This is a genomic window from Micavibrio aeruginosavorus ARL-13 (genome assembly GCF_000226315.1).
GTDB classification, from domain to species: domain Bacteria; phylum Pseudomonadota; class Alphaproteobacteria; order Micavibrionales; family Micavibrionaceae; genus Micavibrio; species Micavibrio aeruginosavorus_B.
Map to the genome: position 1 here is coordinate 97,037 of NC_016026.1, position 13,650 is coordinate 110,686.

The 13,650-nt window shown below is 56.5% G+C and carries 4 protein-coding genes; all 4 read left to right on the forward strand.

The annotated features are described in order from the left end of the window. The first annotated feature begins 244 nt into the window (after positions 1-244). On the forward strand, positions 245-8,923 hold the full coding sequence (locus MICA_RS00485) for a T1SS-143 repeat domain-containing protein (RefSeq protein WP_014101677.1): 8,679 nt from the start codon (positions 245-247) through the stop codon (positions 8,921-8,923). 319 nt (positions 8,924-9,242) lie between these two features. Beyond that, a complete protein-coding gene (locus MICA_RS00490; RefSeq protein ID WP_014101678.1) occupies positions 9,243-10,649 on the forward strand; it encodes a TolC family outer membrane protein in 1,407 nt (468 codons plus the stop codon). 152 nt (positions 10,650-10,801) lie between these two features. After that, positions 10,802-11,224, forward strand: a complete 423-nt coding sequence (locus MICA_RS00495) for a hypothetical protein (protein WP_014101679.1) — start codon at positions 10,802-10,804, stop codon at positions 11,222-11,224. Between the two features lie 125 nt (positions 11,225-11,349). After that, complete coding sequence (locus tag MICA_RS00500; protein WP_041794127.1) at positions 11,350-13,650, forward strand: type I secretion system permease/ATPase; 2,301 nt, start codon at positions 11,350-11,352, stop codon at positions 13,648-13,650.

The following is a 13,650-nucleotide window of genomic DNA, read 5'->3' on the forward strand; positions in this document are numbered from 1 at the left end:
GGGCAATAATAAACCGCTCAGATCTGGATGTTATGTTGGTATCAGGTGGACCCAGGCCCACACCCCGTTCCAGGGGACAAGCCCGGATCGAAAAAAACACTCCGTATTAACATAATAAAGTTTGACTCTCCTGCACAAAAGGGGTAGAACTCTGCCATTCCTAAAAGGGATTGGTGTGCCTATGGTGTGCCCAATTTTCGGGCAATAAAAACGCGGTGAAACGCGCAATAGAGGAGAAGTTATAATGGCCGAACAAAAATCATCCACCGCACAGGTGTTTTCCGCGGATCAATCCAACGGCTTGCCGTTCGGTTCGGCGGATATTCAGGGCATGAGCCTGTCGCCCGTTGGCGCACTGGTCATCAAGCTGACGGATGGGTCATCTCTCCAGATTGAAAATTTCAAAGAGCTGAGCGCGCAGGGTGCGCAGATCGCTCTCGCCGATGGCGAAGTCATCGACACGGCAAAATTACTGGCGACCTTGTCGGGCGCCACCAGCACTCCTGCGAATGATCGCGCCGACGGCCCGGCTGTGATCGTTGCTGCACCGGGTGCTGGCAAGACCGTCGAAATCACCATGGCAGACGGCACGGTTTACGAACTCTCCTTCGACCTTGATGCGCAAACCACCCGCGTTGAAAGCAACGGCGATCTGGTCATTACGTTTGCTGATGGCGGCGTTCTGGTCCTGCAAGGCTACAGCGATGCGGTGAAGGGTGATAACCCGCCGTCTTTGACGTTGGCGGATGGTACCGTGATTAACGGTGTTGATGTGCTGACCATGGTCGCCAAAGACGCCGAAGCGGAAAAAGCCGCGAAGGTTGAACCGGCTTCCGGTCAAACCGATGATGTTGATCTGGCACAGCTGGCTGAACAATTGGCCGCCGTAGAGCCGGCCGCCGGTGAAGCGGGCGGCGCGGGTGGATCCCGTGGCGGTTTCGGCTTCCAAAGTGCGGTTGATTCCGCCCCGCTGGACAGCCCGGACGCCATCGGCCCGATTGGCCCGACAGCGTTGCAATATAATATCCCTGAATTCAAAGAAGATATCTTCTTCGAAGAAGGCCCGGCCCCGACCCCGGTAGCACCGCCGCCGCCGTCGCTGGAAGTCGGCAATTCCGTCGTCAAGGAAGATGGTTCGGTTCAGCTGGTCATTCTGGCTGATTCGGGCACGGCAACGGGCGTGAACCTGGTCATCACCGTTTCCGGTATTCCCGCGGACTGGACCGTGACCCCGGGCCTGGGCACCTATAACAGCACGACGGGCACATGGACGTTTACGTTGCTGGGCGGTGGTTCCACCTCTCAGGCCCCGACCTTGTCTCCGCCGGCGCAATCCGACGTGGACCTGCCGAACCTGCAAGTCACCGCAACGAACATCAGCACCACAACGGGCTTGAGCTCCAGCAGCAACGGCACGATTGACGTGACGGTTGATGCGGTGGCCGACGTTCCGACCGTGAACGGCAGCGATGCCACCGGGAACGAAGGTGTTGTTCTGCCGGTGTCCATCAATGGCGCACTGGGCGTTGATAATTTCGACTCCTCTGAATCCATTTCCCACTACATCATCTCTGGCGTTCCGACGGGCTTTACCCTGTCCGCTGGCGTGGATCAGGGTGGTGGCGTCTGGCGTCTGGACCCGTCCGATCTGGCGGGCCTGACCATCAATCCGAACAATGCCAATTATTTCGGGACGTTTGATCTGAACGTGACGATCCATACGGTGGATACGCCGACCGATGGTGAATTTGATTCAACCGACAACACCAATTCTGCAACGGACAAACTGACCCTGACATGGAAGCCGGAAGCCAACCCGCCGACCATCGAAGTCAATAACGGTGTCGACGATGTGATCGTGAAGGAAGACGGCACTGTCTTCGTGAAGATCGTTGCGGCCCTGGACCCGGCGGGTTCGGGCAATGAAATCCTGACCGTGACCGTGACGGGTATTGATCCGACATGGACACTGACCACGGGTGCGGCGAACGGTACGTATAATCCGGCAACAGGCACGTGGACGATCACGATGCCGGCTGGTCAAAACTACAATGGTGGCTTGACCTTTACACCGCCGGCGCAGTCCGATCTGGATCTGACCGGCCTGAACGCAACAGCCACGGCTTTTGAACCGGCAACGGGCACGTCTGCGAATGCCAATGATGCGTTCCAGATCATCACCGACGCTGTCGCGGATGCGCCGGATGTAACGGCCAATGGCGGCACTGCTGTTGAAGGCACGCCGATTGCGATTAGCGTGAACGGAATGCTGGGCGTTGATACGGATGGTTCCGAATCAATTTCTCATTACACCATTTCCGGTGTTGACCCGGGCTTCACTTTGTCCGCTGGGACGAATTTGGGTGGTGGTGTCTGGCAACTGACCCCGGCGCAGCTGGCTGGCCTGACGATTACGCCGCCGAATTCCAACTTCAACGGTACGTTGAACCTGACGGCCACCGTTCACACAGTGGATACGCCGAATGATGTTGAAAATGACACGGGCGATAACACCAATTCCGACTCCGCGCCGCTGAGCGTGACGTGGACTCCGGTGATCAACCCGCCGTCCATTCTGGCCAATGGTGGCGTTGATAACGCGCAAGTGAAAGAAGACGGCACGGTTGACGTTCCGCTGACCGCCGCGCTGGGCACCAACCCGGCTGTGGGCGAATACATGGTTGTAACCGTCACGGGCATTCCGTCCAGCTGGGGCTTCTCTGCGCCGGTTGGCACATACAATGCCGGCACGGGCACCTGGACCTATACGGTTCCGGCCAACTCCAACCTGTCCACCACGCTGACCTTCACGCCGCCGGCCGAATCCGATGTGGATTTGTCGGGCCTGAATGCATCCGTTGTGGCTTATGATCCGGCTGCAGGTATTCAAACTGCACCGGTGAATGATGGTTTTGGTATCGTTGTTGATGCTGTGGCCGACAAACCGGACATCACCGCTAATGGCGGCACAGCCGCCGAAGGTACGCCGATTGCCCTGACCCTGAACGGGATGTTGGGTTCGGATAATTTCGACGGTTCCGAATCGATCTCTCACTACACCATTTCTGGCGTTGACCCGGGCTTCACCCTGTCCGCTGGGACGAATTTGGGTGGTGGTATCTGGCAATTGACCCCGGCGCAGCTGGCTGGCCTGACGATCACGCCGCCGAACTCCAACTTCAACGGCACGTTGAACCTGACCGCAACCGTTCACACGGTGGACACACCGACCGATGGCGAATTCGCCACGGGTGACAACACCAACTCTGACTCGGCGCCGCTGACCGTAACCTGGACGCCGGGCATCAACCCGCCGACCATTCTGGTTAATGGTGGCATTGACGATGCATGGGTGAAGGAAGATGGTTCCGTGAACGTGGCGCTGGTTGCCAATTTGGGTGCCAATGCCGATACGGATGAATATCTGGTCGTGACGGTGACCGGTATTGATGCAAGCTGGGGCTTCTCCGCTCCGGTGGGTACGTACAATGCTGCAACCGGCACCTGGACCTACACGGTTCCGGCGGGCCAAAACCTGTCCACCGTCATGACCTTCACGCCGCCGGCGAACAAGGACATCGACATGACGGGTCTGGTGGCGACGGCTGTATCGAAAGATGCATCCTCGGGCCAAACCAGCACCCCGGCCAATGACGGTTTCAATGTCCGCACCGATGCGGTCATTGATGAACCGAACTTGAGCGCAAGCAACGCATCCGGTTCCGACAACACCCCGATCGCGCTGAACATCGCGACCAGCGTGGGTGATACGGACGGTTCCGAAGTGATCACGCACCTGACCATCACGGGCGTGCCGTCTGGCGCAACCTTGTCGGCGGGCACATACAACGCTGCGACCGATACATGGACACTGACCCCGGCTCAACTGGCGGGTCTGACCATGACGCCGGTGCGCGGGACCGAAGGATCTTACACGCTGACGGTTAAAACCTTTGCCAAGGAACAGAACCTCAGCGGTCTGGAAAACGACCTGAGCGACAACGATGCGACGAAACAGGTCACGTTGAATGTCACCGTGACCGACGATGAACCGCAAAACTTCAACGCACCGGGCAAAACGGTCGATGAAACGTCCTTGCACACATCCCCGACGGTAACGGTTTCGAACACGCTGACCGCGAATTTCGGCTCTGATGCCCCGGGCAGCTTCGGCTTCACCGGCACGGGCCCGAGTGGCCTGACCTCCAACGGGGTTCCGGTTGTTGTGACGCTGTCTGGTAACACGTATACGGCGGTTGCGGGTGGCGATCCGATCTTTACCCTCAGCCTCAACCCGGCCACGGGCACCTACACCTTCAACCTGACCGGTGTTCTGGACCACCCGATTGCGGGTAACCCGAACGAACCGATCAACCTGAACTTCGGTGTGAAAGCCACCGATGCCGATGGCGATGTGGCCAACGGCACCGTGACGATCACGGTTCTGGACGATGCCCCGACCGCAAACCACGATATCAATAATTTCGACATTCTGGATGGCGGTACAACGGGTAACGTGATTACGGGTCTGAACGCCGACAATGTTGGCGCGGCGGATCTGGGATCTCAGGACGTTCCGAACAAGGTGACGGCTGTGTCCTTTGGTGGCACGACAGTAACCGTTCCGGCCACGGGTGAAGCCACGATCGAGGGTGATCATGGTACGTTGAAAATCAAGGCGGATGGGTCTTACACCTACACCGTTAAAACGGCGCCGGCTCCGGATCAGGATTATAACGTCGTTATGATGCTGGACGTGTCCGGTTCCATGGGCAATGCGTCCGATCCGTCGTCGAAAATGGCGAAATTGATCGATGCTGTTCAAAACCTGATGAACGACTTCAATGCCTATCCGAACGGTGACATTAAAGTTCACATCGTTCCGTTCGGTACAAACTCCCAGGCGGGCCACACATTTACCGTGACCGACCCCTCGGGGTTGACGGATGTTCTGGCCTATCTGGAAGGGCTCAATTCTCTGACCGGAAGCAACCAGTACACCAACTACGAAGCCCCGCTGGCGGATGCTGCTGCATGGTTGGCTGCACAACCGGCTGGCGCGACGAACATCAGCTACTTCGTATCCGATGGCGAACCGAACCGTTACATCGACAGCAACGGCAACGTTGCATCGGGTAACCTGCTCACCATTTTGAACCAATTGAATGGCGGTGATGGTTCTCCGGAAATCTCCAACCTGCAAAATCTGGGTGAGGTGATTGCGGTGGGTATCGGCGTGAATTCTTCCACGCTCGACAACCTGGACTACATCGATACGGGCGCAAACGCGATCGACGTACAAGATCCGGATGACCTCAGCTCCGCTCTGGCCAACGCCAGCCCGATTGGCGGCGCGACACCGGGTACGGATGTGTTTGAATACACACTGACCGACGCCGATGGCGATCCGTCCAAGGCAACGCTGACCCTGAACGGTGAAGCACCGGACGTTCTGCCGCCGACCATTACGGTCAATAACGGCGTGGACGACGTGATCGTGAAGGAAGACGGTTCCGTTTTCGTATCCATCGTGGCGGCTTTGGACCCGGCGGGTCCGGCTGGTCAGGTTCTGACCGTGAAAGTCACGGGCATCAATGCCGACTGGACGATCACCAATGCCAACGGCACGTACAATGCCGGAACGGGTACATGGACGATCACCATGCCGGCGGGCCAAAACTACAATGGCGGCCTGACCTTCAAACCGAAAGCCAACAGTGATGTTGACCTGTCGGGTCTGGTTGCCACCGCAACCGCGACGGAACCGGTAACGGGCCTGAGCGCATCCAACAATGACGCCTTCCGCGTTGTAACGGACGCGGTTGCCGATGCTCCGAACCTGGTCGTCAGCAATGCTGCCGGTTCGGATAACGGCCCGATTGCCCTGAATATCCTGACCTCGGTCAATGATCTGGATACGTCGGAAACGATTTCCAGTGTTGTGATCTCGGGCGTTCCGGCTGGTGCGACATTGTCCGCTGGCGTGAAACAGGCCAATGGTGACTGGGTCCTGACCCAATCGCAATTGTCTGGCCTGAAACTGAACCCGGTTCGCGGAACCGAGGGCACATTCACACTGAGCGTCAAATCGACAGCAACCGAAACCAACCTGTCTGGCGTTGAAGTGGACCTGAGCGATAACAACGCTTCGGTGACGAAAACCCTGACGGTAACGGTAACGGATGATGAGCCGGATGATTTTGTAACCCCTGCTAAAACCGTAGATGAAACCAATCTGGTCTCTGGCCCGGTTTCGGTGGGCGGCAAGATGACGGCTGATTTCGGCGGCGATGGCCCGGGCACTTTCGGTGCAACCGGTGCATTTGCCAGCGCGATGACATTGAAGTCGAATGGTGTGAATGTGAATGTAACCTTGTCTGGAAATACCTATACGGGTAAGGCGGGTGCGGAAACGATCTTTACGTTGACGGTTCATTCCGATGGTACATACAGCTTTAACTTGCTGGGTACATTGGATCATCCGAATGCATCCAATCATAACGATGCGATTATCCTGAATTTCGGGGTGAAGGCGACGGATGCAGATAGCGACTTTACCACAGGTACATTGCAAATCACCGTTTTGGATGATGGTGTAACGGCCCATGATGATGTCGCGTTTGTGGATGCCGTTATCGGTGTTGTAAATGGAACGGTCGTTGCCAACGATGATTTCAGCCAGGATGAATCGAACACGGTCACATCCGTATCATTTGGCGGAACCACCGTTGCGGTTCCAGCCGTGGGTGAAGCGACCATCAACGGCGCGAACGGCGTTTTGAAAATCAAGGCTGATGGCACCTATACCTACACCTTGAACGCTGGTTCCGGGACAACAACGGGCACAACCTCGACTTTGAACCTGGGATCGTCTGATGTGTCGGGAACGCAACTCAGCATCACCAAAAATGGCGTGACAATCAGCATTGGGACGCCGGAATATAGCGGTGTTGCCTTTGGTACCGATTTGACCTGGGTTAACCATTCAACGGGTGCTGGTATCGGTATTAAGGGGAATGGCAGTGACAAGGTCTGGTCCGCAGGCGAAAAACTTGTTGTAAACCCTGCGGATTTGGCCAGTGGTCTGTCGATTGTTTTGTCGGATATGGCAAACAATGCGGGTGACTCCATGGTCTTCCGCGTGTTCCTCGAGGATGGATCGAGCACCCTGAAGACTGTAACGATTACATCGGGATCTGCATTGGATCGCACTTTTGAAATCGAAAGCACCGAATTCGGCGGCAAGATGATCGATAAAGTTGAGATCTTTACGGTGCAGAATAGCAGCAAGGCATCGTCCTTCCTGTTGAAAGACGTAACCGTCGAATACCCGGGGACGTCGGCTGGGCCGGACCAATTCACCTATACCTTAAAGGATGGTGATGGCGATACGGATACCGCTGTGTTGAGCATTGATGTGCTGAATCCGGTTCTGTTGGTTGGCAGCAATGCTGATGATGTTAGCGGATCAACCACGACATATGTTGTTGGTAATGACGACGGTGTGATTACCGGCGGCGCGTCCAGCGACATCCTGATCGGTGATGCTGGCGGTTCGTCCATGCAGAACGTCGACAAGGATTACAACATCGTCATGATGCTGGACGTATCCGGTTCGATGGGCAGCAATGATCGTGCGGGCGACCGTATGTACAAGCTGATCCAGGCGGTGAACAACTTGGTGGGCGATCTGGACCAATATACGGGCGGTGACGTGATTATTCACTTCGTGCCCTTTGCAACTAATGTTGGGAACGAGCGTACGTTCAACCTGGCCACGGATTCGTTGAGCAGCATCTATGCCTACATCGAATCGCTGGACGGCAACGGCTTCACCAACTACGAAGCTCCGATGCAGGCCGCAATTGAGTGGATGGAAGATGCCGCTGCCGCGAACCCGGATGCGGAACGCATCAGCTACTTCATCTCGGACGGCGCACCGAACCATTATGTTGATAATAATGGGACCGTGCGTGAAGCGTCCTGGGGTGCGGGCGAAGCCATGGATCAAATCCGCGGTGATGCGGATTATGGTCAGCCTGGTTTCGGTGACAATGTCCGCGATGACAACACCAACGAAATCGCTATGTTGCAAGCGCTGAGCGAAGTGATCGGTGTTGGTATCAATCTGGGTGCGACCAGCACCAATTTTGGTTACATCAAGGAAATCGACTCCGATGGCGTGGCCATTAACGTGAACGACTCCGATGATCTGTCCGCTGCTCTGCAAGGCGCAAGCCCGCTGAACCAGCTGGCTGATCTGGGTGATGACGTTCTGGTTGGCGGGAATGGCAATGACATTCTGTTCGGCGACTCGGTCTTCACCGACGATCTGGCATTGGCCCAAGGTCTGAACACGCTGAAAGGCGCAGGCTGGGACGTTTTCGCGAAACTGGAAGCGGGTCAAGGCACCAACGCTGGATGGACCCGTGCGGATACGATTGATTATATCCGCACCCATGCCGAAGCATTGGCCGCCGAATCCACCACCAGCACGGGTGACACCCGTGACGGCGGTAACGATACGCTGAACGGTGGAGCCGGGAACGACCTGATCTTCGGCCAGGAAGGCAACGACATCATCAATGGTGGTGCTGGCGACGACACGCTGTATGGCGGTTCGGGTGCCGATACCTTCCTGTATCAATCGATGAGCGATGGCAAAGACACGATCAAGGACTTTGACGCGGCCGAAGGTGACCGTGTTGACCTGTCCGATCTGCTCTCTGGTCTGGGTTACAACCCGGCCCAGGATGCGATCAACGATTTCGTGTTCGCCCGGACCGAAAGCGGCAAAACCATTCTGTCGATCGATGCGACGGGTATGGGGAATGCCTCCGGTGCACAGGACATCGTGGTGCTGGAGGGCGTCAACGCCACCCTGAACCAGCTGTTGACCGCCGGTGTTGTCACCGACGTCTAATTGGCAGCTTTTACAGAATAACAAAACCGGCCCGGGATATTCTCGGGCCGGTTTTGTATTGGCGGTCCCTGGGCGTTCCCTGTGTGGCTTGTGTGATACAGTCGCAATCATTCTATGTAGATTACGGAAAGTCCCTCTGGACCCGAGGCTTGTTTCACGATATAAAGGACGGGCAAATTTATATTGGAACACAATGGGTTTCGGTATAAAACGGGTGTGCCGGGCGATCCCGTCATTCCAAAGGTTATCCACCTTTGGGTGTACGTTTCTTGGGCCGCGCCGGATCATATTGTTCGTCATGATTTAAATGGGGAAAGCAGTGACCTCTGTTCGTCTTTTCAAATATTTGACCGTTGGTGTTTCGGCGCTGGCCCTGTCTTCCGCTCTGTCGTTCGGTGCTTTGGCACAGGATACGGGGATGCGCGCTTCCGCCTCTGGCGAAATGGTCGCCAAGGATCCGATGCAGATTTCGCTGAGCGAAGCGGTTGGTATCGGTGTGCGCACCAACCCGGAATATAACATCGTGGCCAACAACCGCCGCGCAACGGACGAAGAATTGAACCAGGCGAAAGCTTTGTATCTGCCGTCCATCGACGTTGCCGCTGATACCGGTTTTGAACACAGCGATGATCCGTCCACCCGCGGTGGTCTGGATGATGACGATGAAGAAAACATGTGGCGCTACGAAGCGGGCATCACATTGACGCAGATGCTGTTTGATGGTTTCGAAACCAAACACGAAGTTGGTCGTCAAAAAGCCCGCGTTGAATCCGCATCGCACCGCGTTCGCGAGGCATCCGAACTGACCGGTCTGGCAATTGTCGAGGCCTATCTGGATGTGATGCGCCAACGTGAATTGCTGCGCATCGCCCGTCAGAACGTTGCTGATCACATCACTATTCTGGAGCAGATCGAAGACAGCTCCGATGTGGGCCGCACCACCACCGCTGATCTGGAACAAACGCGTGCGCGTCTGGCGTCTGCCCGTGCGAACGAATCCAGTGTCCGTGAATCCCTGCGCATTTCCGAAGCCGCGTATATGCGCGCCGTTGGTGAAGCGCCGAAAAATCTGGTGATGCCGCTGGTGCCAGTTGACGCGCTGGCCGCCGATGTTGAGGCAGAGGTGAAAACCGCCCTGCACCAATCCCCGACGCTGGATATTTTCGAAGCCGACATGCGTGTTGCGAACGAAGAATACCAAGGCGCATACTCCACCTTCTATCCGCAGGTTGATTTCCAGGCCAACGCCCGGAACGGTGAAGACCTGAACGGTGTTGAGGGTCGCGACACCAGCGCCTCCGCCTTGCTGGTGCTGAACTGGAACCTGTATCGCGGCGGTGCCGATAACGCCCGCGTCCGCGAGTTCATGAGCCGTGAAGCCCAGACCAAAGAAGAACGCGCCAAGGCCGCACGCGGCGTTGAAAACGAAGTGCGCCAAACCTGGGCCCGTATGGTGTCCGCTGGTGAGCGCGCTCGCGAATTCGCAGCCCAAGCCGCCGCCAACCAGGAAGTCGTAAAAGCATACAAGGATCAGTTCGATCTGTCCCGTCGTACGTTGCTGGACGTTCTGGACGCGCAAAACGAATTGTTCGTATCCCAAAGCAACACGGTGAACTCCGAATTCCTGGAAATGTTCGCGGTCTACCGCCTGCTGGGCCTGAAGGGCGAATTGCTCCCGGTTCTGGGCGTGGCCTATTCCCGCGAAGCTGATCCGGCAAAAATGTAATCGCTGATCTGTTTGACGAAATTTCAAACCCCCGGCCTCTGTGCCGGGGGTTTGCTATGGGGAGGGGGTTGTTTTGTGCCTCTTGCCATTGCGTCGCACCCTGTGCCAGTCTGAGGTCATATTTAAAGAAGGTACAAAAACGAGGGGGCATTATGACCGGAACATCTTTTGAAGAACGCAAAAAGGCTTTTAACGAGGCCGCTGAAACATCATTGCAAAACATGGAATACCGGCTCTATCGCGACCCGTTGATTACCATGGGTGTGATGGCGTTTGCGAAGAAGGTTCTGGACCTCACCGACCATGGTGCGCGTGTGCGCGCGGCCCAATTGCTGGCCCCCTATGTGATGCAGGGCGGTACGATGGGCTATGCTGTATTCCAGACATGGGAACCGCTGGTTCGTAAGATTGGTGATGCCGACCCGATCCGGGCGGAAAAACTGGCCGGGGCTTATTTCAATATGATGGATGACAGCGCCGACCCCCGTTTTGCCAAGGCCTATAAATTGTACTCTGATATGTCCAATCTGGTTCAGCAAAACCAAAGCAGGGCCTATCGTCCATTCCAGGATTAATGCCGATTTGGGGTGGGCGGGCTAGGCTCCGCGCACAAGGTCTGATAGAATAAAACCCTCTTCCTGCACGTCCCGGTATGCGCCGGGGTGCCCTTCCTTTTATTTCTATCCGGGATTTTATCGCCGTGACCGTATCGCCGTCTGATGCCGCTCCAGAAGCGCAATCTGAACAATCCGTTCCTTCCGATCAGACTCCTGATCAAGACAGCACATGGTCGCTACAGGCGGACCGCATGGCATCGCATTCGCCGCTGGTGGATTGCCTGCGTCTGCTGGCCGGGCATTACGGGCGGCGCACCTCTGCGGCCAGCCTGACCGCCGGTCTGCCCATTCCGCCAACGGGCATCACGCCGGCCTTGTTTGCACGCGCCGCCGAACGCGCCGACATGAATGCACAACTGGTTGATCGCGGTATTGATGCGCTGGCGATTGCGCCGAACTTGCCGTGCATTCTGGTGCTGGAAAAGGGGCAGGCCTGTATCCTGTGGGATGTGAAATATCCGGCCAAACACCCGCCGAAAAAAGAACCGGGCCATGCGGTGGAACTGCACCCCGAAACATCTTTTGTTGTTCAGTTCGCCGAAACTGAAGATGTGCGTGAAAATATTCCGCTGGCGCGTATGCGCGACCTGTATGCGGGGTATGCGTTCTTTGTCCGCCCGGTGGCGCGTACGGATGACCGTGCGGGTCCGGCGGAAATCAATACGGCGCGCGATTGGTTCTGGGGTGCGCTCAAGGAACATAAGCGCCTGTATAAAGAAGTGGCGGTGGCCGCGGTCCTCATCAATATTTTCGCGCTGGTCAGTTCGCTGTTCACCATGAACGTGTATGACCGCGTGGTGCCCAATGCCGCGTTTGATACGTTGTGGGTGCTGGCCGCCGGTGTGGCAACCGTCTACACCTTTGATTTTATTCTTAAAAACCTGCGGGCGCAGTTTTTGGATTTTGCCGGGCGCAAGGCCGACATTAAAATCTCCGCCAGCCTGTTTGAACAAATTCTCGGCATGACCATGGCCGCCCGTCCGGCCAGCGCCGGTGTACTGGCCAGCAACATGCGTGAATTTGAAGGGCTGCGCGATTTCTTCACCTCGGCCACGTTGGTTGCGCTGATCGATCTGCCCTTCATCGTCATGTTCATTCTGCTGATCCTCGTCATCGCGGGGCCGTGGGTGGCGCTGGTGCCGACTGTATGCGTACCGCTGGTAATTTTGTTCGGCTATCTGATGCAGCGTCCGCTGGCCAAGATCATGAAGGAATCGATGATGGAAAGTGCGTTGAAAAACGCACTGCTGTTCGAAGCGATTTCCGGGCTTGAAACCGTGAAGGTGCAAGCCGCCGAAGGTCACACCCAACGCAAATGGGAAGAGCTGAACGAAAAATCATCACGCACCGGGATGAAATCGCGCAAGCTGTCATCCTTCGCGATGAACTTCACCATGTATATCCAACAACTGGCCAGCGCGGCGGTGGTGATCGTCGGCGTGTACCAGATTGTTGAGGGCAATATCACCATGGGGGCGTTGATCGCCTCGGTGATTTTGTCGGGCCGGGCCATGGCACCGTTGGCGCAGGTGGCGGGGTTGTTGACCCGTTTAAGTCAGTCAAAACAGGCGCTTATCCAGCTTGATGATCTGATGAAGCGTCCGGTTGAGCGTCCGGCGGGGAAACATTTTATCTCCATGCCATCGATCAAGGGGGATGTTGAATTCCGCGATGTCGTTTTCAAATATCCGGGCCAGACCATTCCGGCCCTGAACCATGTCAGTTTCACCATCAATCCGGGCGACCGTATTGGCGTCATCGGCGCGGTGGGTTCGGGCAAGACAACGCTGGAACGGTTGCTTCTGAACTTGTACCAGCCCGACAGCGGATCGGTGCAGATTGATGGCACCGATGTGCGTCAGATTGATCCGGGCGATTTGCGTCGCTCCGTCGGTGCGGTTCAACAAAGCCCGCAATTGTTCTACGGTACCGTGCGTGAAAACATCACCATGGGGCATGAAACGGCGCCGGATCGCTCCGTCCTGCGCGCTGCCGATCTGGCTGGTGTGATGGAATTTTTGCGTGAAACGCAAGCGGGTCTGGATACGCAGGTCGGTGAACGCGGTGAAGCCCTGTCCGGTGGTCAGCGCCAGGCCGTCGCGATCGCGCGGGCGCTGCTGTACGATCCCCCGGTTCTGATTCTGGACGAACCAACCGCATCGCTCGACCCTGCGTCGGAACAGCGTTTGATGAAACGGTTAAACGTTTTGTGCGAGAATAAGACGACGATCCTGATCACGCACAAGGGTACGATGCTGGGCCTGGTGAATAAAATCATCCTGCTCGACCGTGGCCGCGTGGTTGATTTTGGGCCGAAGGATGATGTTATCCGTAAATTACAGGCCCGCCAGTACGGCACCCAGGCCGAACAAACAGACGTTTAA